The sequence below is a fragment of the Leptolyngbya boryana PCC 6306 genome (assembly GCF_000353285.1).
Lineage (GTDB): Bacteria > Cyanobacteriota > Cyanobacteriia > Leptolyngbyales > Leptolyngbyaceae > Leptolyngbya > Leptolyngbya boryana.
In genome coordinates this window covers 843,150-868,045 of sequence record NZ_KB731324.1, presented here as the reverse complement: position 1 = coordinate 868,045, position 24,896 = coordinate 843,150, and the positions used below count along the sequence as shown (strand labels likewise).

28 protein-coding genes, 1 tRNA gene and 1 pseudogene are annotated in these 24,896 nt (G+C 47.4%); 21 read left to right on the top strand and 9 right to left on the bottom strand.

The features are described from left to right. Window positions 1-24 precede the first annotated feature (24 nt). The 6 genes from rpsH to LEPBO_RS36110 all read left to right on the top strand — a co-directional run bounded on the left by rpsH (window position 25) and on the right by LEPBO_RS36110 (window position 2,811). A complete protein-coding gene (rpsH, locus tag LEPBO_RS0104015; RefSeq protein WP_017286248.1) occupies window positions 25-426 on the top strand; it encodes a 30S ribosomal protein S8 in 402 nt (133 codons plus the stop codon). 72 nt (window positions 427-498) lie between these two features. Next, on the top strand, window positions 499-1,047 hold the full coding sequence (rplF, locus tag LEPBO_RS0104010; RefSeq protein ID WP_017286247.1) for a 50S ribosomal protein L6: 549 nt from the start codon (window positions 499-501) through the stop codon (window positions 1,045-1,047). A gap of 3 nt (window positions 1,048-1,050) precedes the next feature. Beyond that, window positions 1,051-1,416 carry a 50S ribosomal protein L18 gene (rplR, locus tag LEPBO_RS0104005; RefSeq protein ID WP_017286246.1) on the top strand — a complete coding sequence of 122 codons (366 nt, stop codon included), beginning with the start codon at window positions 1,051-1,053 and terminating at the stop codon, window positions 1,414-1,416. Between the two features lie 11 nt (window positions 1,417-1,427). Then, window positions 1,428-1,955 carry a 30S ribosomal protein S5 gene (gene rpsE / locus LEPBO_RS0104000; protein ID WP_017286245.1) on the top strand — a complete coding sequence of 176 codons (528 nt, stop codon included), beginning with the start codon at window positions 1,428-1,430 and terminating at the stop codon, window positions 1,953-1,955. A gap of 9 nt (window positions 1,956-1,964) precedes the next feature. Beyond that, on the top strand, window positions 1,965-2,408 hold the full coding sequence (rplO, locus tag LEPBO_RS0103995; RefSeq protein ID WP_017286244.1) for a 50S ribosomal protein L15: 444 nt from the start codon (window positions 1,965-1,967) through the stop codon (window positions 2,406-2,408). 94 nt (window positions 2,409-2,502) lie between these two features. Next, window positions 2,503-2,811, top strand: a complete 309-nt coding sequence (locus tag LEPBO_RS36110; RefSeq protein ID WP_239741283.1) for a hypothetical protein — start codon at window positions 2,503-2,505, stop codon at window positions 2,809-2,811. 106 nt (window positions 2,812-2,917) lie between these two features. Here LEPBO_RS36110 and LEPBO_RS0103985 read toward each other — a convergent pair whose 3' ends face one another. Then, window positions 2,918-3,562, bottom strand: coding sequence for a DUF726 domain-containing protein (locus LEPBO_RS0103985; protein WP_144056141.1), 645 nt, complete (start codon window positions 3,560-3,562; stop codon window positions 2,918-2,920). Window positions 3,563-3,828: 266 nt separating this feature from the next. On the opposite strand from LEPBO_RS0103985, the gene LEPBO_RS36105 reads away from it, so the two are divergent. After that, a complete protein-coding gene (locus tag LEPBO_RS36105; protein WP_017286242.1) occupies window positions 3,829-4,092 on the top strand; it encodes a hypothetical protein in 264 nt (87 codons plus the stop codon). After that, on the top strand, window positions 4,086-4,526 hold the full coding sequence (locus LEPBO_RS0103975; protein WP_017286241.1) for a type II toxin-antitoxin system VapC family toxin: 441 nt from the start codon (window positions 4,086-4,088) through the stop codon (window positions 4,524-4,526). The genes LEPBO_RS36105 and LEPBO_RS0103975 overlap by 7 nt, the downstream gene beginning before the upstream one ends. Window positions 4,527-4,640: 114 nt before the next feature. Here the strand turns inward: LEPBO_RS0103975 and LEPBO_RS0103970 are convergent, their stop codons facing one another. Continuing rightward, on the bottom strand, window positions 4,641-4,937 hold the full coding sequence (locus LEPBO_RS0103970) for a type II toxin-antitoxin system RelE/ParE family toxin (RefSeq protein WP_017286240.1): 297 nt from the start codon (window positions 4,935-4,937) through the stop codon (window positions 4,641-4,643). Continuing rightward, window positions 4,934-5,158 carry an addiction module protein gene (locus LEPBO_RS0103965; protein ID WP_017286239.1) on the bottom strand — a complete coding sequence of 75 codons (225 nt, stop codon included), beginning with the start codon at window positions 5,156-5,158 and terminating at the stop codon, window positions 4,934-4,936. Before LEPBO_RS0103965 ends, LEPBO_RS0103970 begins: the two co-directional genes overlap by 4 nt. 90 nt (window positions 5,159-5,248) lie before the next feature. Here LEPBO_RS0103965 and LEPBO_RS42790 point away from each other — a divergent pair, with 90 nt between their 5' ends. From LEPBO_RS42790 to LEPBO_RS39765, 4 genes are all read left to right on the top strand, one after another. After that, on the top strand, window positions 5,249-5,419 hold the full coding sequence (locus tag LEPBO_RS42790) for a hypothetical protein (RefSeq protein ID WP_017286238.1): 171 nt from the start codon (window positions 5,249-5,251) through the stop codon (window positions 5,417-5,419). Window positions 5,420-5,460: 41 nt separating this feature from the next. Beyond that, complete coding sequence (locus tag LEPBO_RS0103955; RefSeq protein WP_017286237.1) at window positions 5,461-5,697, top strand: type II toxin-antitoxin system Phd/YefM family antitoxin; 237 nt, start codon at window positions 5,461-5,463, stop codon at window positions 5,695-5,697. Window positions 5,698-5,804: 107 nt separating this feature from the next. After that, window positions 5,805-5,957 carry a Txe/YoeB family addiction module toxin gene (locus LEPBO_RS45250; protein WP_263970847.1) on the top strand — a complete coding sequence of 51 codons (153 nt, stop codon included), beginning with the start codon at window positions 5,805-5,807 and terminating at the stop codon, window positions 5,955-5,957. Window positions 5,958-6,227: 270 nt separating this feature from the next. Continuing rightward, window positions 6,228-6,485, top strand: a complete 258-nt coding sequence (locus tag LEPBO_RS39765) for an HNH endonuclease (protein ID WP_081614722.1) — start codon at window positions 6,228-6,230, stop codon at window positions 6,483-6,485. Here the strand turns inward: LEPBO_RS39765 and cas1 are convergent. Beyond that, window positions 6,473-6,867 (bottom strand): annotated as a pseudogene (cas1, locus tag LEPBO_RS36085) (CRISPR-associated endonuclease Cas1). The gene LEPBO_RS39765 and the pseudogene cas1 sit on opposite strands and share 13 nt — an antisense overlap. A gap of 159 nt (window positions 6,868-7,026) precedes the next feature. Between cas1 and LEPBO_RS0103930 the strand changes: the two are divergent. Further along, a complete protein-coding gene (locus tag LEPBO_RS0103930) occupies window positions 7,027-7,923 on the top strand; it encodes an ABC transporter substrate-binding protein (protein ID WP_017286235.1) in 897 nt (298 codons plus the stop codon). A 117-nt stretch (window positions 7,924-8,040) separates the two neighbouring features. Further along, window positions 8,041-8,826 (top strand): N-formylglutamate amidohydrolase, encoded by a 786-nt coding sequence (locus tag LEPBO_RS0103925; protein WP_017286234.1) that lies wholly within the window; start codon window positions 8,041-8,043, stop codon window positions 8,824-8,826. 77 nt (window positions 8,827-8,903) lie between these two features. On the opposite strand, the gene LEPBO_RS0103920 is transcribed toward LEPBO_RS0103925, so the two are convergent. Both LEPBO_RS0103920 and LEPBO_RS42785 read right to left on the bottom strand, forming a co-directional pair. Further along, a complete protein-coding gene (locus LEPBO_RS0103920; protein ID WP_239741279.1) occupies window positions 8,904-10,601 on the bottom strand; it encodes a TROVE domain-containing protein in 1,698 nt (565 codons plus the stop codon). Window positions 10,602-10,674: 73 nt separating this feature from the next. Further along, window positions 10,675-10,802: transfer RNA gene (locus LEPBO_RS42785), tRNA-OTHER, on the bottom strand. 249 nt (window positions 10,803-11,051) lie between these two features. Here LEPBO_RS42785 and LEPBO_RS0103915 point away from each other — a divergent pair. Beyond that, window positions 11,052-13,931, top strand: a complete 2,880-nt coding sequence (locus LEPBO_RS0103915; RefSeq protein ID WP_017286232.1) for a HEAT repeat domain-containing protein — start codon at window positions 11,052-11,054, stop codon at window positions 13,929-13,931. A 4-nt stretch (window positions 13,932-13,935) separates the two neighbouring features. Further along, window positions 13,936-14,163, top strand: a complete 228-nt coding sequence (locus tag LEPBO_RS0103910) for a hypothetical protein (RefSeq protein WP_017286231.1) — start codon at window positions 13,936-13,938, stop codon at window positions 14,161-14,163. On the opposite strand, the gene LEPBO_RS0103905 is transcribed toward LEPBO_RS0103910, so the two are convergent. The 3 genes from LEPBO_RS0103905 to LEPBO_RS0103895 all read right to left on the bottom strand — a co-directional run bounded on the left by LEPBO_RS0103905 (window position 14,136) and on the right by LEPBO_RS0103895 (window position 19,066). After that, entirely contained in the window at window positions 14,136-14,594 is a 459-nt protein-coding gene (locus LEPBO_RS0103905; RefSeq protein WP_051077764.1) for a DUF4174 domain-containing protein, read from the bottom strand. The two genes, LEPBO_RS0103910 and LEPBO_RS0103905, sit on opposite strands and share 28 nt — an antisense overlap. A gap of 160 nt (window positions 14,595-14,754) precedes the next feature. Then, complete coding sequence (locus tag LEPBO_RS0103900; RefSeq protein ID WP_036045286.1) at window positions 14,755-16,209, bottom strand: alpha/beta fold hydrolase; 1,455 nt, start codon at window positions 16,207-16,209, stop codon at window positions 14,755-14,757. Window positions 16,210-16,318: 109 nt separating this feature from the next. Beyond that, on the bottom strand, window positions 16,319-19,066 hold the full coding sequence (locus tag LEPBO_RS0103895; protein ID WP_026148403.1) for a CHAT domain-containing tetratricopeptide repeat protein: 2,748 nt from the start codon (window positions 19,064-19,066) through the stop codon (window positions 16,319-16,321). Window positions 19,067-19,426: 360 nt separating this feature from the next. Between LEPBO_RS0103895 and LEPBO_RS0103890 the strand changes: the two genes are divergently transcribed. From LEPBO_RS0103890 to LEPBO_RS0103870, 5 genes are all read left to right on the top strand, one after another. Then, window positions 19,427-20,308 carry a type IV pilin-like G/H family protein gene (locus LEPBO_RS0103890; RefSeq protein ID WP_172410475.1) on the top strand — a complete coding sequence of 294 codons (882 nt, stop codon included), beginning with the start codon at window positions 19,427-19,429 and terminating at the stop codon, window positions 20,306-20,308. Window positions 20,309-20,382: 74 nt separating this feature from the next. Beyond that, on the top strand, window positions 20,383-22,176 hold the full coding sequence (locus LEPBO_RS0103885; RefSeq protein WP_017286226.1) for a sbcc family protein: 1,794 nt from the start codon (window positions 20,383-20,385) through the stop codon (window positions 22,174-22,176). Between the two features lie 429 nt (window positions 22,177-22,605). Then, window positions 22,606-23,136: an SH3 domain-containing protein gene (locus LEPBO_RS0103880; protein ID WP_198421427.1), complete on the top strand. Its 531-nt coding sequence runs from the start codon at window positions 22,606-22,608 to the stop codon at window positions 23,134-23,136. 43 nt (window positions 23,137-23,179) lie between these two features. Continuing rightward, window positions 23,180-24,142, top strand: a complete 963-nt coding sequence (locus tag LEPBO_RS39760) for a hypothetical protein (RefSeq protein WP_017286224.1) — start codon at window positions 23,180-23,182, stop codon at window positions 24,140-24,142. 133 nt (window positions 24,143-24,275) lie between these two features. Continuing rightward, the gene (locus LEPBO_RS0103870; RefSeq protein WP_017286223.1) at window positions 24,276-24,896 is read left to right on the top strand and encodes a tetratricopeptide repeat protein; all 621 of its coding nucleotides are present in this window, start codon (window positions 24,276-24,278) and stop codon (window positions 24,894-24,896) included.

Below are 24,896 nucleotides of genomic sequence, written 5' to 3'. Positions count from 1 at the left end.
TGCAGTCAAATCACAGAGGCAACTATGGCAGCGAATGACACTATTTCAGATATGCTGACGCGCATTCGGAATGCAAGCTTAGCGCGTCACCAAACCACCGAAGTTCCATCGACTCGTATGACTCGCAGTATCGCTGAGGTACTGGTCTCTGAAGGCTTTATTTCTTCAGTGGAAGAAGTCGGCGAAGCTCCGAAAAAGAACCTAGTTCTTGGCTTGAAATACAAAGGCAAGAACCGCAAACCGATCATCACCGCGCTGAAGCGGGTGAGCCGCCCCGGTTTGCGCGTGTACTCGAACCGTAAAGACCTTCCTCGCGTTTTAGGCGGGATCGGAATTGCGATCGTGTCCACCTCAAGCGGCATTATGACCGATCGCGATGCCCGGAAAACGGGAGTTGGCGGAGAAGTCCTTTGCTACGTCTGGTAATTGTTGGTCGATTGGGTTGCCCAACGTTAGAGATGTGAATTTAACGCATCTGTACGATAGAGGAAATTAGCTATGTCTCGGATTGGAAAACGTCCTATTACGCTTCCCGCTAAGGTGACGATCACGATCAACGGTCAAGAAGTCGTGGTAAAGGGACCCAAAGGTGAACTCACAAGAGTTCTGCCTGCGGGAGTCACCATCAGAACTGAAGGCGATACGGTAAACGTCGATCGCGTGAATGATTCTCGGATGGCAAGAGAGCGGCATGGATTGTGCCGTACACTTGTTGCGAACATGGTTGAAGGAGTTTCGACAGGCTTTAGCCGCCGCCTCGAAATTCAAGGGGTCGGTTATCGGGCTGCGGTTCAAGGCAAAAACTTGAACATGAACATGGGTTATAGCCACCCTGTACTGATCGAACCACCGGACGGGATTCAATTCCAGGTTGAAAACAACGTCAACGTTACGGTTACGGGCATCGATAAAGAGATCGTTGGAAACACAGCCGCGAAGATTCGGGCAGTCCGTCCGCCTGAGCCTTACAAAGGTAAAGGGATTCGCTATGCAGGCGAGAAGGTTCGTCGCAAGGTTGGTAAGACTGGCGGTAAAGGGAAGAAATAAACCATGAGCAAAGTAAGTCGTCGAGAATCTACACGCCAGCGCCACCAGCGAATTCGTCGCCGGGTTTCTGGCACTCCAGAGCGTCCTCGGTTAGCCGTTTATCGATCGAACCAGCATATTTATGCTCAGTTAATCGATGATGTCGCTCAAGCGACCATTGCTTCTGCATCAACTGTTGATCCAGAAGTGAAAGGCAAGATCGAATCGGGCGCAAACTGTGCGGCCGCATCTGAAGTGGGCAAGTTGATTGCCCAACGTGCGAAAGCAAAAGGCATCGAGCAAGTTGTGTTCGATCGCGGTGGTAATTTGTATCATGGTCGCGTCCAGACCTTAGCGGATGCTGCCCGTGAAGCTGGTCTTAACTTCTAGGAGCAAAACATATGGCTAAGGCGAAAGGTAAAGAAAAGAAATCCCGTGAAAAGGAATCTGATTTCCAGGAGCGCGTTGTCCAAATCCGTCGTGTGACTAAAGTAGTAAAGGGTGGTAAAAAACTCAGCTTTAGAGCGATCGTGGTTGTCGGCAACGAAAAAGGTCAAGTCGGTGTCGGTGTCGGCAAGGCAAGTGACGTAATCGGCGCGGTGAAGAAGGGCGTAGCAGATGGTAAAAAACATCTGATCGAAGTTCCTTTGACCAAGGCGAACTCGATTCCTCATCCTTCTACTGCTTCTGGTGGTGGCGCGAAGGTGATGATGCGTCCGGCAGCTCCAGGGACTGGGGTAATTGCTGGGGGCGCGGTTCGGACTGTGCTTGAGCTTGCGGGTGTGAAGAACATTCTCGCTAAGCAACTCGGTTCGGGCAATCCTCTGAACAATGCGCGTGCGGCTGTGTCTGCTTTAAGCGGGCTACGTACGCTGTCGGATGTTGCACAAGAGCGTGACATTCCAGTTGAAAAACTTTACGGCGTTTAGGAGGCATTGATGAGATTAGAAGATGCTGTGCCTCAAAAAGGCTCAACCAAGCGCAAGCGTCGCATTTGCCGTGGAATTTCTGCGGGTCAAGGTGCGAGTGGTGGTTTTGGAATGCGGGGTCAAAAATCTCGATCGGGTCGTCCGACTCGTCCGGGGTTTGAAGGGGGTCAAACTCCTTTGTATCGCCGCTTGCCGAAGTTGAAGTACTTTACGGTGATCAATCGTAAGCACTTTACGGTGATCAATGTCGGTGATTTGGCTGACTTGGCGGCTGGAACTGAAGTGACGTTGTCTTCGCTGATGGATGCGGGGATTGTGACTCAGGATGATGGTCCGTTGAAGATTTTGGGTGATGGTGACTTGTCGGTGAAGCTGACTGTGAAAGCAGCAGCATTTACTGAGGGCGCTAAGTCGAAAATCGAAGCCGCTGGCGGAACTTGCGAAGTCGTTTAAGTTCTGAAGTTTGTTGAAAGACCTGCACTATTCGGTGCGGGTCTTTTTGGTTGAGCGACTGGATAGAATAGGGATAAAGCATTAAGAGGTTGCAATGAGCGCAGTTCTTAACAAACCATCCTCGCTTCTACATCAAATCCAAATCGAAAAAGTTGGTGAATGGAATTTGCTTAAGTTTAGCGACTCGCTACAGCTTCGGATGGAAGAGTTGCTAGAGAAGAAGAAAGCGGATCAACTGGCACTTGAAGAGATTGGGGAATTGGACGCGTTGCCTTCGGCTCACGTGAAGCGTGTCCGCAGAACTCGATCGAATTTTCACTCATATCAATGCGATGGTGGCGGATCAGAATGTCAATCAGTAATGATGTTTGGCAGGCTGTTCGAGAGAGGGAAGGGATTGTAAATTAGTTTGTGTGAGTATTGCCATTCACTAAGTTCTAAAATCAGTCAATTAATCAGTTAAAAAGACCTGCACTGTTTTTTGTAGGTCTTCTTAACTTTTCCTCATTTCAACGTGTAAAACTAGGTAAATACTCCAGGTATCTTCTCAAACTATGATGCATCCCGATATCAGATGCATCAATATTCTCAATCCTAGAGTGTTTCTCCTTTATTGGTTTTCGCCCACAAGGGCTTATTCCACCTTGACATTGATGAAATATCTGAAGCATTGGATCACGTTTGTTATGGATATTAAAAAGATGCCCATTCAATTTTGAAGCAGCGTATCCCCAATTCTTACTTTTATCCCGTTTGATTGCACCACCTAACAAAATTACATCTCCCAAATTACGCTGTCCTGCCCATGACTCAAGAGCATAGTAAGCAACACGTGCGCCAAACGAGTAAGCAAGAATTGAAACTTCTTGTTCAGTAATTCCTGACGACACTAAGCTAGAGAAGGAATTGCTGCCAACTTGTTTAGCTCGATCCATAATCTTTCCGATCTTGTAGAAATTAGACCAAGGGTTTTCCGATGAATCCCACCACAATTGATAAATCGAATCTTCCCATCCTGCCCTTCTCAATGAATTGGTTAGATCTTTAAGATCCTCTTTGTCTTTCCCCCAATCTTGACACCATCCCCCATGTATGAAGACAATTGCTCTCCTACTATATGTTGGTCTTGCGATTAATCTAAGCTGAGCATCCACTGACCTATCCTCCAGATTAATGATTGAAGCCACTTTGCCTGATTCACATTTATCCCAATCTGCTACGGCTACTATCACCCTACCAAGGCGACAACGAATTCAGGCTCTTATAAAATTGATGCTTTTAGCTGTAGCTCTGTTTATCTGATGAGATCGCTTCGGGCTGACATGATCGCATCTCTCCACCTAATTGAGCGATCGTACTTCTGTGCAGTTTATTCGATCGCAAGATATGATCAACACACGATCGTCTGGAGGTTGCAGAAATGCTAGATGTCGATAAGCAATACGTTTACAACGAGCAAGGAGAAGCTATCGCGGTTCAAATTCCACTTGAACAATTTCGACAGATTGAGCAACTTCTTAGCAACGTCCCGCAACCCATTTCACCAGATGAGTCCGATCAACCGGAAGCAGAACTAGAATACGTGAACGGGATTTTGGTCATCAAATCTCAGGGCACGAAGATTCCTGCTTTCATAGTGGACGATATGCGCGAAGAACGGATTCGGGAACTTGGTGGATGGTAAAAGTTCTGTTCGACACCAATATTATCGTCGCTGCTCTGTCTGAAGCTCACGAAATGCACGATCGCGCTAGACCTTGGTTAGAACAAGTACAAATCGATCGAACGATTGAAGGTTGCATCTCAACCCATAGCTTTGCAGAATCGTATTCTCTTCTGACAAGACTGCCACCGCCTTATCGAATCAGTCCGGCAAACGCCGAACGCCTTTTATCAGAAGATTTGACTCAGTTTACTAGAATCAGTTTAACGGCTGAGGATTATCAAGCAGTACTCAGAAAAGTAGTTCAGATGAATATCTCAGGTGGTGGAATTTACGATACTCTCATTGCCTATGCTGCTCTCAAAGCAAATGTAGATATGCTTTTAACATTTAATGTTAAGCACTTTGTCAGATTGGGAGAAGAAGTTGCACAACTCGTTCAGCTTCCTGATTGACGTTTAGGAACAGTGTAACCAAGCAGGGAAAATGGCTCAAGTTCAGGGTAATCTGATGCGCGATAGCTTCGGGCTAATACGATCGCTTCTCTCACGGAATGCTTCGATCTCGGTTCAATTTCTCGATCGCCATTTCTTTGGATTCGCTCGACCATGAATAATTGCTAATACAATCACGCGATCGACAACAACGCGATAATAGATTACATAAGGAAACCGCCGTACAACAGCCCGTCGGATATCTCTGCGAATCACTTCATACAACTCTGGCATCTGACAAATCTGATTCAGCCTCTCATCCACACAATCTAGAAAATCATCTCCAAGATCCTCTTGTTGTGCCTCATACCACTGATAAGCTTCGTCCAATTCTTGCCGCGCTTCTGGTCGAACAATTAAAACAAAACTCATGACTTTTTCTTAATCGAGGCTTTGACCTCTTCCCAAGTCATGACATCATCTGGATTTGCATCATAAGCCGCACTTCTACGATCGAGTTCCTGCTCCTGTTCCAGTGTTAATTCAGGAAAACCCTGCTCCGCTGCAATTCCATCCCAAATCGCTTGAACCAGGCGAATACGATCGTCAATACTCAACTCATTAATCTGATTCAAGGTATTGTTGATGTCCATGCCATTGCCTCGATATCTACTCCCAAGATAAGCGATATCTAATCGATCGATCGATTAGATATTTGTCTAATTCAATATTTTTTGGTAGACATGATCGCTTTTCGCTGTGCCGAAGGCAATGTGATTCACATTCCTGTAGAAGAATTTCAAGAAATTGAGCGGATTCTTTCACAGGAAGGCGATCGCGTACCAGAAGAATCTGAATTCGACAAGAATCTGAATCCGAGCAACCGGACGAAGAAATCGAATACCTGCACTTAAGATGGATTAGATATCATTGTGGCAGATCGAGAGAATAGCTTATGATTCCAGTCGATGATGCTCGACAGCAGTTGCAAGATTTGATTGATACCGTCAGCAAGTCCCATCAACCGATCGTAATCGCAGGGCAAAACAACAATGCTGTGTTGCTCTCTGAAGCAGATTGGGCATCGGTGCAGGAGACTCTCTATCTGCTCTCTGTTCCAGGAATGCGAGAGTCGATCCGAGAAGGATTAGCAACCCCGATCGAAGAGTGCGATCGGGAGTTAGAGTGGTGAACTGGAAACTGGTATACACGAAACAGGCACAGAAAGACGTTAAAAAACTTGCTTCTAGGAACTTACGAGAAAAGGCACAGGAATTACTTGAGATCTTGTAAGAAAACCTGTGGCAAAATCCGCCTCCTTACGAGAAACTAATCGGAGATTTGGAAGGTGCATATTCTCGACGAATCAATATTCAGCATCGATTAGTATATGAAGTCATCGAGTCTGAGAATACGGTGAAAATTTTGCGGATGTGGACGCATTATGAATAACTCAGATGACGCGCATACGGACTTATTTTCTATTAAGCTATCCTCGTTTCTGCACGAGATCCGACTTGAGAAAAAGGGGGAATGGAATTTGTTCAAATTTAGCGACGCTTTACAGCTCCGGATGAAAAAATTGCTAGAGAAGCAGAAATCTGACCAACTAGCAGTGGAGGAAATTGGTGAATTGGACGCGTTGCCTTCGGCTCACGTGAAGCGTGTCCGCAGAACTCGATCGAATTTTCACTCATATCAATGCGATGATGGCGGCTCAGAATGTCAATCAGTAATGATGTTCGGCAGGCTGTTCGAGAGAGAGCAATTTTTTTGTGTGAGTATTGCTATTCACCGGAACGCTTGAGTGCAACTCGTTTTACAGTTGACCATGTGATTCCGAGATCGTTAAACGGTTCGGATGATCTCCGCAATTTAGCTTTGGCTTGTCGGCGTTGCAATGAGCGGCGATATAACTTTGTGGCTGGGATTGATGCCGAAACTCAGGAAGTTGTGCCGATTTTTAATCACAATCCATAAGCAAAACTCAGCAACGCATTCACCGGATCAGTCGGCGGACGACGATTTCGACCTGAAAACTGCCAATTCCCTTTCAACATCTGCGACCAATAACCAAAATACTCCCGCGCTGCCAACCCTTCCATCCCCTCACTTGATCGATCTTTTGAGCAGCCACACTCGCTTTTCGCTGCTTTAACGGATGCTCTTTCACTCCATGCCGATAGAAAATCGTCGCTTGATTGTAGATTTTAGTCGTGACGATCGCTTTCACCAATTCCAACTTCTGCGCCTGATCCTCATACCGCCGATACTGCGCCAATCGAAGTTGCTCATTGCGCGAGTAAGCAGGCAACGCCGATCCCAAGTGCTTGCCAAATCCAGACAGATAATGCACAGGCATCCCGAGTTCTAGGGCATACATCAACACATCGCCCGTTAACTTGCTGCTGGATGGATGACGAGTTGATGGCTCGGTCACAGGTTCTACGGTATCAGGGGTTTGGAAGACGGTAAGCTTTAGAAATACAATTTCGATCTTATAAATTTAAGTTGGCGGATAATGGCTAAGTTACGCTTGGGATTGGAATGGTTTTTGAATCCAGATCATGTGCCTCTGCTGGTGGGACTGAAGCAGGGATGGTTTGCAGATGTAAATATCGATTTGGAACTGGTTGAACCATCTGAACACATTGATGCGATCGCCCAGATCCAGGACGGAACGCTCGATATTGCCATTACGGAGCCAGTACATCTGGTTGAAGACCGCAGTAATGGTCATCCGGTCATTGGTTGGGCACGGTTTTTACATACCAATGGTGGGGTTATGTACTTTGCAGGGCAAGGGATTGAGCGCCCTAAAGATATGCTGGGTAAGCGACTGCAATACCCCGGCGCACCCTCGGCTTTAGGAAAGGCGATCGCTCAAACGATGATCGAGGCGGATGGCGGTCAGTTTACCGACGATGCCATTACCTCTGTCGATAATGGCTTTTTCCACACGAACGCACTCGTTGAAAACAAAGCAGACTGTGCAACGCTAGTTTTCTACAATTTTGAAGTCATTGAAGCTCGGCTGCGGGGCTACGATGCTCAGTTTTTTGCCCTCAAGGATTGGGGCATTCCAGATTTCTGTCAACTCATTTTCATCACGACTCCAGAGTTACTGCAACAGCGACGGCAAGAACTTCAGGCTTTCCTGAAGGTATTCCGACGCGGGATTGACTTCATTCATCAGCAACCCGAAGCTGCACAGGCAATCTATAACCAGCACACTGGAGCCTATGCTGACGATGCGATCGGGCAAGCCATCTATCAGGCAACCGTTCCCTGTTTCACTTACGACTTTACAATGACCACTGACTACTACGACCAACTACAGACCTGGATGCACAACACCGGACAGATTAGCGATCGCTTATCTGCCACCGCCTATTGGACTAACTCACTCGCCCTTTAAGCGGCATCGAGGCGTGCTTCCAACCTTGATAGTGGCAAATACGGAGGAATGCTCTGGGTCTCCCTCTGTTTTCCCATATTTAAGGATCGAGCAATTTATCTACTGACTAAGCCACCAATGCCAGACCCTTTCCTCCTGCACTTACCTACTGCTCACACCATTCCGGTTATCGCCAGTCTGCCTCACAGTGGATTGCTCATACCGAAGGAGATTACTAACACATTAGAAGCTTCTCACCAGCACTATTTACCCAATCAAGATTGGCATCTCGACAAACTCTATGATTTTCTGCCCCGTTTAGGCATTACTGTCCTGCAAGCTGTCTATAGCCGTTACGTAGTTGACCTCAATCGATCGCTCCACGAACCGCTCTTTGGTAGCTTTTGGCAATCGGTCGTTGCTGAAAAGACTGCGTTCAACACCGCAATTTATCGAACTCCGCCTTCAAGAGAAGAGGTTGAACAGCGAGTGGAGCAATACTATCGCCCCTATCACCAACAGCTTCAAACTTTGCTGAACGAACAGATTGAGCAATTTGGCAAGGTATATTTGCTGGATTTACACAGTTTCCTTGGATTAATTGAGGATGAAGTCTGTTTGGGGAACGGAAATGGGGCAACCTGTTCTGAACACTTCATTTCTGTCGTTGACACTGCTTTTTGCTCACAGAGGTATCAGGTTGTTCGCAATAAGGCGTTTAGTGGTGGACATATCACACGGCATTACGGTCAGATGCCGCAAGTTGAAGCGTTACAAATTGAAGTTCGCTACCCGGTTTACCTGAATGCGAAACAACTGGATTGCGATTCTGTCCCGGATTGGCAGGTGCTAGAGTTTGATAACGCGAAGCATAAGTTTGAGTCAATTTTCGAGCAGATTACTAAAAATCTAGCATCTGCTTAGCTTCCCTATTTCTCATCATTTTGAACCATAAATTGGGAGTACTTTCACTTGAAAAAATACTCCCAACTTTAAGCAAGTCAAAGCTCTCCTGCTGCAATCATTTGAATTAATCGAGGTGTTCCTGGATCAAATCCGGCAATATCCCACGACATTGAATCTTTTGGATCAACCAGCGAGATATTGTAGGGAGCCAGGGTGACGTAAACAGCTTTTGCCCCAGGATTCACCTTACGGCGATACTCGGCTAATGCCTGGCTCGGATGCTTGCGTCCTGCCCAGCTTTCACAGTCCGTCCAGAAGCAGAACACGTCTGCCTTGAACTTGTGTTTGATTGCCCACTCATACGCGACTGCCGCATCCGTTCCACCAAAGTTTTGGTTGCTCGCTTTGGCGATCGCATCGCTAAACGAATCCCGTGCTGTAATTTTCAGGTCACGGAAATCGGTGGCAAATCCGCGAATGACATAGTGCGGTTCAGCTTTTGCTGTTGCCAGTGCCATCGTGGTTGCAATCTCACAGCAGGTCAGTCCGATCGAACTCACGCTGTAGTAAGACATGGAACCAGAAACATCGATCGCATGTAGAAACACCTTGCCCGTTGGCTGCATCACCTCAAAGGAAAGTTCCAGAGCTTGCTCCAGAATATCCACAATGCGGGGAACAGGTTGCCAGGTTTTCTGGCTGCGTCCTAACTGTCCACCGGATTGATAAGTCTTGAGGGCTTTCAAGACATCGATCGGGTGAATACGTCCTTTTCGCAAATGTTCCGCACTGTTGAGGACTTTTGCCACTCGCTTCAGGTTGTCGCGGTTGTCAGCCGTCAACACATCCAGTTCGGTTAAAGATCCCAGATTTCGTAGCATTGCTCCGATCGGCATATCGTTGAACAGGAGTTGCCATGCCCGCTTGTCCATTTTGCCCACGGGGGCTGCCATTTCATGCGTTAACCGACCTTTGGCGATCGCCTCCTGAGTTCTCTCTGGATTGCGCTTCAGCCACTCGTACCACCAGATTTGCGCCAGAGCATCCGAGGGAATTTCTTGCGGTAGGTTCTCCCAACCTTGAATGACCCACTGAAATAGCTGGTCGTGGTCTTCCGTGGGCGGTTTAACGTGAAACAGCCGCAGCGCATCCCGGTGAGAAAAGCCTTGGCGCTGCTGATATTTCAACAGTTGATATGCTAACCCTTTTGCATCAGGGTTTGATAACCAGGACTTACCCGCTTCTCGGACAATCTTTCCAAACCCGCGCATTGCTTTGGTGTAGCTCAACCATTCGTAGAAGTGGCTTCCCGTTCTTACCACCTGGGGAAAGATCGATTGAAAAGCGTGCTTTGCTTCAACTGTCTCACCCATTGATAGCAACACCAGTGCCAACAGAGGCGCACTGTTATTGATTGCCCGTCCATCGCTGGCATACAGGATCTCTGAGGCAACGCGATCGGGGTTGAGAGCGATCGCCTGTTTCAAGACTTCGACAAATTCACCCGTCAACTCCTGCTTGCCTGCGTAATAAGCTCCTTGAGCCGTTCCAATCAACAGGCAGCGACGCAGCACACTCCAGAAGTCGGCTTTGAACATCCAACCACCGGAACGTCCCTGAATCATGTCTGCTTCCCGACCCGGAATCGGCTGGCTTTGCGGTGTTTGCGTTTTGTTCTGGACAAAAAACTTGTAAGTCATCACAACCTCCTTCAGCCCGTCAGGGCAATGTTTGGAAATTGGCAGGATGGGAGTTGCACCCATATCACCCGCTTGGAAGGCGATAACCCTCATTCGTCGTCCCTTTCGGGCAAGGTATGAACAAGGATGTTTTAGGCGTTCTACTGTTAAACTACCTGCCAGTGTTTGGTGTAGCGGCGCGGGGGTTGCACCCGCATCTCCGGCGATTAAGGGGGAAGTCGTCCAAAGCGATAACCCTCAATCTGCGTCCCTTTCGGGCAATCGTTGGCGCTCTACGATTGAGCTAGCCGCCACAGGGTTGAAAGTCGGGGGGTAGGAGGTGAGAAGCCTTCTCTCGTCTCCTTCCCTTTGATGAATCCAGAATAGGCAGTCCATCTTCCCCTAGGCGAATTGGCATAAAAACGGCTGAAAGGCTTCCTCCACAACAGACTTGAAGTTAGGGGAATGGTGGAACCGAAGGAATTCCCCTGGCTTCTGGGGGAAAATGTGAGTTAGAACCGTGAGATATTCTCAAGTTGTCTCCAAATTCCGATTCTCCTAACAATGGCACGCCCCAGTTACGGACCTGAAGCCAAAAAGCGATCGCTCCACCTGTTCACAACCCTGCTCGACTACGCAAACGACGAGGTGGACTGTGATGAGGTGGCTTTGGATGGGCTGCGATCGCAGATTCAGACCCACTGGCAGACCGAGCAACGGTTAGTGGTGCGAACAAAGGTTCGGTTCTTAGAGGCTTTGACTAACCTGGCGAAATCTCCGCTGAATGGCGAACAGATCAAGGAGGCATTGCGGCGATTTGAGGATTTTCTAGAGATCCTAGACGACAATCGCCCCAACAGGGGTGGATCTGAAGTTTGGCACTTCACCCTTAACCTCTGGCACAAGCGGAGCGATCGCCCAGCCAATCTGCGTCAATTCGAGCAGGAATGGGAAAAACGCCGCCCCCAGAAATCGAAGCAGGTGACAGGCAAGGAACCTGTAGAACCAGAAGATTCGGGAGCGGATAGGCAAGATTCCTGGTGGCAACTTTGCCGTAACAGTCTGGAATTACAGCAATACGAACGGTTGACGATTAATCCATTGACGGTCAGCGATGGTATGACCTTCAACCTGGATGAACTCTATCTTCCCCTAGGCTTGATCGAACGCAAGCAGCGGCATCGCAAAGCTGATCGCTCATCAGTCGGTTCACCTGTTGAGGACGGAGACGAGCCAGAAGACACCCTCTCTTTAGAGGAATTTTTTGACCGTCTGCGATCGCTCGAAAAACAACGAATCGCGATCGTAGGTGAACCGGGTGCAGGTAAAACGACGCTACTTCAAAAAATCGCCGTCTGGCTGCTAGAGCAGGGGGTACTGCCTATCTGGATTTCCCTGGCAGATTTGCAGGGAGCGACATTGGAGAGCTACCTCTTACAGGACTGGCTGAAGCAGGCAACTGGGAAAATTAGTGTTTCTCTAGAGCTTCAAGAAGCATTTGCCCAACAGTTTGAGCAGGGGCGAGTGTGGCTATTGCTGGATGCGATCGATGAGATGGCGATGGATGGGGCAACCGCACTGTCGAGCCTTGCCTGTCATCTGCGAGGATGGATTGCCAATGCTCGTATCATGCTGACCTGCCGCTCGAATGTTTGGGACAGTGGTAAAAATGCCCTCGATGGGTTTACAGTTTACTGCAACCGCAGTTTTAGTTATGGACGTGGAACTGATGGGGATCAGGTGGGTCAGTTCATCGATCGCTGGTTTCAGGATCATCTGGAGTTGGGCGATCGCCTGCAACAAGAATTGAACAACCCTCAGCGAAAGCGAGTCAGGGATGCGGTCAAAAATCCTCTCCGATTAGCCTTGCTTTGCCGCTCCTGGTCACTAGCTCAAGGAGCATTACCGCAAACGAAATCCCTGCTCTATCGGCAATTTGTCGAAACACTCTATGAATGGAAGCAGGATCGCTTTCCCACTACGATCGCCCAGCGGCAGCAACTCAATGAGGCATTAGGGCAGGTTGCGCTGCGGGCACTGTTGCAAAGGGAAACGCGCTTTCGACTGTCCCATTCCTTCGCTCAAATTGCATTTGCAGGGTCATTAGACTTAATGACTTTGGCATTACAACTGGGTTGGCTTAACCAGGTTGGAATTTCAGTGACCACAGGCGAGAAGATTTACGCCTTTTACCACCCCACGTTCCAGGAATATTTCGCCGCACAAGCCATTTCAGATTGGCAGTTTTTCTTTGATCCGGCTCACGATTTTCCAGTCTTTCATGCGTCCTGGCGAGAGGTGATTCTACTCTGGTTGGGGAGAACGGATATTGCTGTTGCTGAGAAAGAGGCGTTGATCACAGCCCTCATGAATTTTGACGATCGCTGTGGCGGTTTTTATTCCCATCGAGCTTACTGCTTGGCGGCGGCAGGGTTGGCAGAGTTTCCCCAATCTGGTCATGCCTCAAAAATCCTGGCTCAACTTCTCCAATGGCGATTTGGGGTATTTCCTGCTTCCCTCTGTGAAGGAGCCAGAATCGCGTTGCTGCGAACCGATCGCCAGCTTGCAACTTCGGTTTTAGAGGAGTTTGTCCAGATTGCCGAAAATCCCTTTGCTCGTTGGCAGGCAGCTTACACCCTGGGTAAAACGCTTGATCCAGGTAATTCAATGGCGATCGCTGCCCTGCGTCAACTCATTGACACTCTACAGAGTGAAGCTCTGAAATTACAAGTAATCGAAAGCCTGGGCAGAATCGAGCCAAGTCATCCGATTGTGCTTACTGCTCTGGAGGAGATTCTGGAATCAACCCAGGAGGACAATATTCGCCGGAGAGCCGCTTATAGTCTGGGAAAAATCAATCCTGGTCATGAGAAAGCGATCGCTACCCTGAAGCAGATCATTCACTCAACCGAAAATGCCACATTGCGACTGCGAACCGCAGAGAACTTAATCATCCTTGACCCAAAAAACAGTGTTGCAAATGCTGTACTTCAGCCAATGAGAAGGTCTGAGAAAACAAGTCAAAAACATCAAAATAAAACAACCAATCAGCAAGATCTAAAACACCTCATTAGTACATTAGAACAACGATTATTAACAGCAAAAGACTGGGCGAATCAACGGCGAATTGCCTATCGACTGGCAACGCTCCAACCTGGACATCCTGGAGCGATCGACTGCTTGTTGCAAATTCTTTTGAACGAGAAGATTCCAACTCACCATAAACGAGTTGTCGAAGATTTGAAAGAAGTCATGTTGGAAAACCAGTTAAGCCATGTCGTCTATCAATTAAGCTTGTTGTTTACAGACATAGATCTTTCAATTTTCAATCAATCTTTCAAGCAATCTACAGTACAACTGCATGAGTGCCACAAATTATTGTCATACTGCGCTCAGCAGATGTCTTATGCCGAATTCTCAAATGCCTGGCGGAAGGGAGCTTGAGGATATGACGACGACTCAATCTTTTCCGGCAGATAGCGAAATTGAAGCCATCTTAGAACAACGCATTGAACAGGAAAACAAAGGGTTAGTATTGTCGCAGGGATCATTGATGGAAGCCGACAAAGCCACTGACATTGTAAAGGACAACATCCTAGGGACGGGCAGAAGACTGATCAGACATCGCAACAGCATTCCTGCCAATGGCTATTGTCGAGAACGCATTTCTTGCTGACGCATGGGCATCGCATCGATCGTGCGAAACAACGCTGCTAAATCAAGTGGAGCTTGGCTCCGTTGCTTCTCCGTACCATCCTTACCCACCAGAATCACTGCAAACTCCTCAGAGGTAATCCCAAACTGTTGTCTTAGTTTTTCCACCGATGCTGAATTGAGCGATCGCCCATCAACTTGGCTCTCTCCAGTTCCCAAAATTTGCACCAGTTTCAGATCGCGATTGCCTGTCCCTGCTTCATCCGCCTGCCATACCTGCATTTGTTGGCGATACTGAGATGAATCGGTTGAGGGGGCAAAGACCAGCAAGATGCGGTTTTGCCATTGATAGTCGCTCAGCTTAAATTCAATTCTTTGGGAACGATCGGGGTTTGCTGCAACATTGGCTGTCTTTAGTGACTGAGCATGAGAAGGGTTTGGCAAATCACTCATAACAATGAAAGGCTGGGCGGAAGCACAGCTCTGTAGCAGGGACAAAAGAACGACAAGCCCAGTTAAAGACTGCATTGGAGTACGAGAATAACTTTACTTACTGTAACCAAATCGTTGCAAAAGAGACTGGCTCTCAAGGGAGAATTTGAAAGTATACAGGTCAGGCAGAAAGAGGAAAACCCGCTGCCAATAACCAACCGAAGAATAAAGCAGAGCCGATCGCGTAGACCCATGCTTGGTTGAACAGACCAGCAATCAGAGATAAGATCCCCATCAGTAGTGGAAATAGTGGCAACAGCAAAAACATAAATCCCAATTGAGGTAGGAAATTGAGCGTCAACACGAAGCCGCCAATCAAAACGACGCTCTGCCCCAGCCACCAGAGAAAGCGTTTGCCGACCCCAATATTTTCTTGCACGATTCCCGCGGCCAGAAACCAGGGGAAACAGGCGATCGCCACGGGCAACCACACTCTTAGCCGAATTGGGATCAGCCACCATTGAAGCCAAACCACCTGCGCCATTGCACCAAAGGCAATCCAGAGAATGACAAACAGCATAATTCCTAGCCCAACGGCACGCAGGGTAGGGCGAGGTAGACGCGCCAGTATTCCCAGCCAGGTTAACCCGGCAATCAAAAACCAGACCCCAACCGCTCCACCAACTTGAACGCCACCCAAGTTCTGGAGGTCAAACCGCTGACTCAGCAGTACTAACCCTGCCGTTGCCGCCAGTGGTGCAGCGATCAAGCCTGTCCATTGTCGGATAGGAGCTATTTTTGTGGGGATGAATGGAGGGTGAGTTAGAAGAGGTGAGATTGCGGCTAATCCGATTAACCAACCTAACAGGTGTAGTCCGTACCATGCCATGCGGCGATCGCGATACTGGCTATCACTGGTTCTGCCAAATGCTGCATCCAGCCAACGGAGGGCTGACTGATGACTCCCATCACTAAACAAGATGGTGATATGTTCCACACCCGGAATCACAACTAATTCCCGCCCCTGCCCTGTTGCCAGATTCGTGTTTTCTCCCCCAGCTTGTGCCAGCAATCGTTCGGCATTCCCCACAAATCGCCCCTCTCCACTCCCTGCCTGTAGTTGCAGATTTCGCGGAGATTGGGGAGTGACATTCGCTCCCGTTGGAGAAACTGCAACCGTTGCAGCAAAGCGTTCTCGATCGCGAATCCCAGCATTCATCACAATCCCGCTGCCCATCGAGTGCCCTAGCAGTGCCAGACGACCTGGGTCAACCTGGGGTTGTTCCAGGAGAGCTTGCAACGCCCTCTCCAGATTCTGCTGCAGCTCATACCGCTCTAAGCGCGTTCCATTTGCGCCATGCCCGTCAAAATCCCAGAGCATGACCGCATAACCCGCATGAGCCAAGACGTGCCCATAGCCGAGCATCAACTGTTTAGAACCTGCAAACCCGTGTGCCACAAGGACTCCTGGAATTGTCTTTGCCCCTTGAGGAGCGAGATATAGCAGAGGAACTCCTTCTTTTTGGAACGATCGCACGTCCAGCCCGGATCGGGCGAATGCGATTCCCAACCAGGACGAAACAATCAGCAGAATCGCGAGTACCAGGAGTGCTAAGCGTTTATAGTTTAATTTCACAGGCTTCAGCCAACATTCAAACACCACCTACTGGTGTAACGCAAAACAATCTTCAGGATTTGGAAATCTAGCCAATATCTCGAAGTTAGCGATTCATGATTCAGGTATTTCACCATGCTTCTCCAATGAGAGTGAAGGCTGCCCAGTTTTTGGGATTGGGATGCGTCTTGAGCGTAGCTAACATCGCTTGACGCAGAGCTTGTGCTTTGTCAGGATTGCGGTTGAGCTGTTGATAGAATGCCTGCATAAGTTCAGCAGTCGGAGCATCAGGCACAGCCCAGAGAGAGACAATTACGCTCGGCACTCCTGCGGCAATAAACGATCGAGATAATCCCACCACACCATCTCCTGTCACGCGCCCCCGACCAGTATCACATGCGCTTAAGACGACTAAATCAGCATTTAGCTTTAGGTGTGAGACTTCTTCAGCAGTTAAGATGCCACTATCATTTTCAGAGGGGGCAAAGGCCAGCCAACTTTTGAAACCATTGCGATCGGAGAATGATCCATGAGTTGCGAAATGAATGACTTTGGCATCAGAGATTTTCTGAAGAATTGTTTTTTTAGTTCCTTGCTGACCAGTCAGTGCTTGGGTGTTAAATAAAGACGCAATTGCAATAGCTTCTTGCTCTGCATTTGGTAAATTCGAGAGTCGTTTTGCTTGTGCAGAATTTGGATCGATCGGCATCAATGGATTGCCAACGATTAAAGTACCATTGCCTTGAGAGCGAGAGTTCAGCGCACGAGTTTTATCTAGCAATTGAATTGAAGAAGCAGTCCGAATGGGATGCTGTTCAATCAAGAATTGACCGTTTGCAGCTTTGAGAGCAGGGAAAGGAACGAGGAAGAGAGTTCCATCCGGAATAAAAACAATGTGTTGGTTTGGATCAGTCGGGAGTAGAGATGCGATCGGTTCAATCAGCAATCGGTGAAGGGTTCTAAAATTTGCGTCTTGATCAGACTGAGCACAAGGATTTTTCTGGGTTGTTTCTTCTACAATTAACCAATCTGATTGGGCACTCCGAACCCCGATCGATTGCCGACTATTCCCAATCAATTGTGTGATAGAAGCGCATTGTTGCGGTAAAACATCTGTAAGCTTCACCTGTCGAAAGTCGATTGTGCCCGTCGGCTGAATGACCCAAATGTAAAGTTCTTGCTTACGTTCATTGAGCGAATATTCAACCAGGGTGGCATTTTGCGATCGCGCAATTCGTCGAAGTTGATCCACACTCGGTGCTTCTGAAGGGGGTGAAGCAGTCGGCTGTAACTGTTGGCTTAACCGTTCGACTAACGCTTTCGTTCGTCCCCATTCTGAGATTGTTAGTGCTGCTTCAAATTTCTTCTGGGCAATCATCACCTCTTGTAAGATGCGATAGCTCACAGCTTGAGTTTCAAAGAATGAGATTTTGTTTGCTTCAGACAGTCGATCCAATCGAATCGATTCAAACACTGCGATCGCGCTTTTCAGGGATTTTTCTGCTGAAGCAAACTGACGAATGTTGAGGTAAAGAGCGCCTAGATTGTATAAGGCTCGTGCTTCCCCAGATCGATCTTTGACCGATCGATAAATCGGCAATGCTTCATTGTATGAGCGAATCGCATCTTCGTAGCGTTGCACAGCTTGATAAGCATTGCCTTGATTTAATAAAACTTGCGCTTCCCCGTTGCGGTTTTTGAGTGCTCGGTAAAGGGGTAAAGCTTCTGTGTAAGCTCGAATTGCATCCTCATAGCGTGAGACTGCAACATAGGAAATTCCACGATTCATCAATGCTAGCGCTTCTCCATCAGGACTTCTGATCGCTCGATAGATTTTGAGAGCTTCTGTATGTGCCTGAATTGAAGCAGCGTGCCGAGACATTGCACCATAAATAATTCCTAAGTTACTCAGTGCTTCTGCTTCACCTTGAGGATTTTGAATTGATCGAAAAATCGACAAAGCTTCCGTATAAGCTGCGATCGCTTCATCATTGCGATCGAGCAAATCATAGACCACTCCCCGATTCATCAAGACCCCTGCTTCTCCTTTTCGGTCTTTGATGGCGATCAAGATCGGTAAAGCTTGATCGAAGACGGTTAAAGCTTCCTCAAATCGGGAGAGAAAACGGTACGTATCTCCCAAGCTAGATAATGCTGAAGCTTCAGCACGACGATTTTTAAGTTCTCGAAAGATCGGTAAGGCTTGATTGAAAGCTGCGATCGCGTCATCGTAACGAGAGAGAAAACGATAGACAATTCCTCGATTCATCAACGCTGAAGCTGCATTATCCCAGTCCTTGAGCGCTTGGAAAACTGCGAAGGCAGCACCGAAACCTGCGATCGCCTCGTCATTGCGAGAAAGGTAAGCATAAGTGATACTGCGATTCAGCAGGATTTTTGCTTCAAGATCGCGATCGTTCGTTTCACGAGCAATGGGTAGTGCTTCATCAAACGATCGCAGCGAATCTTCATGACGAGAGATCATAGAGTAGGCACTTCCTCGATTCATGAGAACGACTGCGGCATCCTTGCGCCGATTGAGTTGTTGAAAAATCGAGAGTGCTTGATCAAAGGCACGAATTCCTTCTGCATAACGAGATAGCAGTGTATAAGAGCGTCCTTGATCATTCAAAAGCTCTGCTTCATTTTGTCGATCGCCAATTTCTCGATAAATTTTGAGTGCTGCTTCCCAAGAGGCAATCGCAGCTTCATGCTGCTCAGATTTGTACTGCTGATGTCCTTGTTTTGCTAAGCGATCGGCTGCTAATTTGCGCTGACTCGGTTGTACTTGAGCAATCGTTTGAGCCAGCGCGAATGATGGATTTGTGCCGATACAGAGAAGCGCGATCGCGAGAAGTTTGAGAGAGCGTTGCATCATGAGTCCTTGATCGTCCGGAGTCCATCTTAAAAGAGAATCTATTTGCGGTTTTTTATTTTTCATTCTTCTCGCTAAATTTGCGGAATTCCGTAAATTTGCCAAAATGCTTCTGTCTGTTTCAGCACATCAACTGTGTACTCAATATATTCCGCTTACAGTTGCATATCCTCGCAAAGATGGGACTCTAAAAAACTGCATAGATTTCAGCAAGCGAGTAGACAACTGGCTCAAATTCAAGAAACACGATCGTGCAAAAGGAGTTGCCTGCAAACACATTGAATCAATTACATCGCAATTTTTATTTGGAGAGCCTTTACTATGCCGCATCAAAGGAACAAACCGATTGCAATGCTTCTCATCATGAGCGTTTGTACAGCAATCTCGGTATTTGGAGGGATAAAAGGTAGGAGTGCCGAAACTCGTGGACAATCTTTGAATAGTCAACAAATCATCGGACGCTGGGAGGGGATTGACAGCACAGGAATATTGGGAAGGACTGGCGAAGCGACTCCGGTGACGCTTCGCTTCACACCTATGGGGAAAGCAATCATTCTCACTGCTCCTTCAGAGGGCTTGCAAGGATTCACATTTGATTACAGCTTGAATCCACAACCGAAACCAATATACCTAGACCTAGACTTTAAGCCAATGGGGGCGAATACGACTGTGCCGACGATCGCACAATTCACAACACCGCAAAATTTGAAAATTCAACTCTCTGGTACTCGTCTAAACGGCGATCGTCCAAAAGAGTTTTTAGATGAGTTGAATTTGAGCAGAGTTTCAGACCATATGGTTGCTGCGTTTCAAGGTGAAGGAGCCGTTGCCACTCAATTGATCCAAGCAGAACAATCCAACGAGGGTGAAGGAAAGTTTGTCATGACTACTTTAGTTCGGTCTGCCTCAATCTATCGACTTGAAACAGGTCAGTTTCCAATAACGTTGACCCAACTTGGGTTAGGTCATACTGCTACACAGAACTATCGCTTTGAGATGACTGTGAAAAATGACCGATTAACTCTCATTGCTCGTCCGAAAAAAGCAGGCTTGAGAAGTTACATTGGAATTACAATTACTCAAACTTTTCGGGAAGACAAGACAACACAAACCCTTGCGATTGCAAATCTTTGCCAATCGTTTCGCCCTTCTACGATCGCACCTGCGACACCTGTCATTCATCATATTAACAGAGCCTTTCCGGCGATTGAATGCGGTTCTGGCTCGGAAGCTGTGCGGTTTTGAGTTCTCTGCGATTTGATTAAAGATTAGAAGATCATTGATGTCAGACTTAAATTTACACACTAAAAGTGATAACGATGTTAGCTTTCTCAAAATCAGCCATCCATTTTCCACTTGCCCTACTTTTGCTGTTTAGATTTAGTCAGCCTGCTCAAGGCACTCTCGCAGTTCAGGTTAATCCTGATCTCTCCTCACAGGCTCTATCTGAATCATTAGCAGCGCTTGGAACTCAAGTCGCTGCAAGTCCAAATCCTCAACCTGCTGAAGCACTATTTGAGAGAGCACTTCAGATCGCAGAAACGATACAACCGCTCACAGAGCGGAGTCAAGCTTTGCTCACCATTGCTCGTAAGCTTCGCGAAGCCAACCAAACTTCAAGATCCCAGCAGTTGATTGAACGTGTGATTCAACTTGCACTTGCTCACGCTTCAGAGCGAGCCACAGATGAATATGGCAAAGAGCGACAACAGGAAGATTTAGCCATCATCAGCGCTCAACTTGCAGAAGCCGGGCAGGTTGAGCGTGCCCTCCAGTTTGTCAGAACTAAGATTTCTTTAAAACTGCGGAAAGGGCAAGCGCTCAACAAAATTGCAGTCGCGATCGCGCATCAAGGCAAAACTCAACAAGCTAGAGAACTATTGAGTGAAGCTGTGCGATCAGTAAAAGGCGACACAGAAGACTATGCCTATGAATCGAATGGCAGTTGTGGAAATGAGAAGTTTGCAGTTTTCTCAGACATTGCCAAAAGCTTGAGCTTAGTCTCAGAGTTAGATCAAGCATTACAAGTTGCTGAAACGATATGGGGCTGTAACTCAGCATCAGGAGATTCAGCCCAGTATTATCAAGCTTGGGCTTACTTGGGGATTCTGAGCAACCTTAGAACGGTTGGGCAACTTCAACAAACTTGGAATAGTGCTAAACGAATGCCCCAAGCACCGAATGTTTCAGGCGATCCAGTCGAGCGATTAATGACTTGGCATGAGCTTGCCGAGAAACTGATTGATTTAGGAGAAATCCCACTTGCTTTATCGATCACAACTGAACTCTCGACACTCTCCAGGATCAAAGATGACACTCGAATGTCCATCTATCCACAATTGTTAGTCGAAATGGGGCAGGAGAACTTGCAAAAAATTGCCCTTAAACTGGCTAAAAATCGACAATTTGAAGCAGCTTTGCAAGTGACACAGTTACTCGCAGGTGCTCCTGCTCGGCAAGATATTGCTCGTAAAGAAATTGCGGCTCAATTAGCTCACACGAGACAACTCGACAAAGCTCTGCAAGTCGCAAGCTCTGTTTCGGATGCCACCATGAAAACGAGAACGAAACTCGCGATCGTTGAGCGTTTGCAAAAAATTGGACTCACGGCTCAAGCAGATGCCTTGTTTGAGAAATTGATCCCCGCGTTGACTCCTGAATCTGCACCTGAGCTAGTCGCAATTGGACAACGCGATCGTGCCCTCAATTTGATTGCTAAACTAGACGAACAATCAGATGCACAGACACAAATTTTAGTTGAGACTGCGATGCAATTTGTGGAGCTGAAACAAGTTGAGCCAGCTCTACAACTCTCTCTTAAACTGAAAGAGGATAGAAATCGACATCCTCTTCTGTTAGCGATCGCTGCGCAACAGGTCAAACTTGGACAACTTGATCGATCGCTAGAAGTAGCATTATTCCTAAAAAAAAGCAGCCTTTGGGATTTGCCTCCTCAGCGAGATCGTCTTTTGACTAGCATTGCTTATGGGTTTGCTCGGTCAGGACAGTCGGTGAAAGCACGTCAAGCCGCAGAAGAGATTTCTGAGGATCTCGCGAAAGTTGCTGTCATCTCAGAGCTTGCAATTCAAAAGCAGCAGGCACAAAAAAATTAAACATCAGTTCGGCGAGTTCTCTCGCTTCGTTGCTCACCTGCCCCGGAATCAATTTAGGGCAGGACGCAAACGAGAGCAACTATCTTCCAACTACACTTCACCTCTCTACTGAGAAAAAATTCCGAAAATCCGAAATTGCTGCTGTAGTTGTATCTAATTTCCACCTCTAAATTTTCGGTTGATCGTTGATTGCGCTTGCCCGCCCGTGATTGAAAATCACGGTCTAACCGTGCGAAGTCCCTAAAGGGACTAGCAGAATATGGCGATTCAGTCTCTTCAGTGAACTTCGCACAGCTAGCACGGGGTTTTAAACCCTGTGCGGGAAAGCGAGATCGACAAATCAACTCGAAATTTACAGGTGGTCTAATTTTCAGGGTGATTTACATACCACTTAGCACTGAATCAACCCTCATCAAGCTTCTGAATTCAATGATGAAACCCGTCGCAAAACTCTCTTCTGTTTCAAAACTTCTCGGTCTGATCAGTTTTGGCACACTTCTGATGACTTCCCTGCCTGCAATGGCGCGTCCTGGAATCGTTACGACACATGCTAATGTTCGATCGGGTGCATCTCTCAATGCTCCAGTGCGAGAACTTCTTGCACCCAATGGCACAGTTGAAGTCCTCAACATTGTCCAAGGTAAGGATGGCTGGAAATGGTACTATGTCCGCTCAGAAATCGAAGGGACTGAAGAAGGTTGGGTGCGGAGTGATTTGATTCGCTTCACACCAAGTAACTGGAGACATGCAGTGCTACGGGGCGATCGAGAAAACCGGATCAATGTCCGATCGGCTCCTAGCATTTCATCAAGCATTGCACACTATGGTATTGGCGGAGATGTGATCGAAATCGATGACAGAAGCATGACTAGAGAAGGCAATTACTTCTGGTACCGCGTAACTTTCCCCAATCAAGTCTCTGGATGGGTTCGAGGTGACTTGTTCATCAGAATCGAGTAACCCTCAGCATCCTTCGTAACTTTGACATTGTTCTTGAACCTTTATGAAACGGCTCAATCTATCCCGCATTCAGCAACTTTTCCACTCATTTCGCCTGCATCCTGCTGTCATTGCTTGTTTAACAACAGGAATGATCTTAACGGGTAGTTTTGCGATCGCTCAACCCGTCGCGACAGGTTGGCTGTTTAACGGACAAACCACACCCAATCAGATTACGCTCAGTGGTGTGAAGTACACAGGAGAATGTGCTGCAGGGCCATTCTTCCCAGACCTTACAGGCACCTTTATCTCTGCAAAGACTCCGCCTGCCCCTCATACTCGCATCTTGATCAAAAATGTGACTTCAGGCGTTTCGACTAACCCCCATCCCTACACTAATCGTGAATACGACGAACGTCGCCCGACTTCTGAAGTTGCCAAAATGATCTTCTCAAATCGACATCAGATGCGGAAATTTGGAGTACTCGAAGGCAGTAATACCTTTGAGTACACAATTCAGCAACGGGACAAAGTTCTAGAAACGGGAACTTTTACTTCCGACATTACAACGAATGTACGCACAGACGAACGGACGGCAACCTGGGTTCGAGACAAAGTGTGCGCCAATCGATCCGTCTCACTCGATGTCTGTGCTGATATTCGCGATCGTCGTGCTCGACAATGCCAAGATGGGCGAATTTTGCAATCTGAATTGACTCCTGATGACCCTGAAATTGTCAGCCGCGTTTACAACGACACTGGAGAAACGCTCAACTTCCGATTTGAGCATCGAGAATATCGACTCGCTCCAGGAGAATATGCAGTCATTAGAACCTATGAATCCGATTCCTCTCAATCGCTTTACTTTAATACGACCTGCAAGGACTGTTCTCGTTTCAGTTCATCTAGCAGCTTGACTCCTGGCAAACGCTATCGTTTTACTTCAACGAAGAATGGCGAAACTCGAACCATTCGTTTAGAGGATTACTCGCGTTCAAATGACTACCACCAGAGAAGATGGCGATAATGCTCAACGTTCAGAGATCGAGAGATTGATCACATGTCGATCTCTCGTTTAGGGTGACGATTGAGTTCTTGCAGATTGCATAACCTCGATCGTGGTTAATCCTAAACCTATATGAGACGTTGAGTGATCAGTCATGACGCATCCCATTCAAAGCACAATTGCGATCGCCGTAGGCATCGTCATTGGTTTAGCTCATCAAATTCCGATTCACGCGAAGGAGTGCATTCTACCCAGGTATGAGGTCGTTACCGAGAATCTGGTCAATGATCACAATCAGCAAGTTGTGGAACTGCTGACGCGAAAAGAATATGAGGCGGCTGTATTGACAGCACAATTTGCGATCGCAACGGGTGAATCTGTTCTCGGGATCACTCATCCCTCGATCGTCACAAGCTATCATCATTTGTCTCAAGCTTATCGCGGCTCGAAACAATACGATAAAGCAGAAGCAACGCTCTTAAAACTGATTCAAGCAACTGAGGCAAAGTTCAGCCAAGAGAGTCGAAACTTAATTCCGGCACTGCATGATCTAGGAGATCTCTACTTTGAGCAAGGACAATACGATAAAGCAGAAACTGTCTATCTGCGTGCGTTGAGTCTACTCGAAAAGACATCTGCAAAAACCTATCTGAGTGAGATTGCCCCTTTGGAAAAACTCATTGCAATCTACACGGCTCAAGGTCATTCGAGTAAAGCACAACAATTTACTCAACGGCTCAACACCCTCCGCCAGCAATTTTATCCTTCAAAGTGA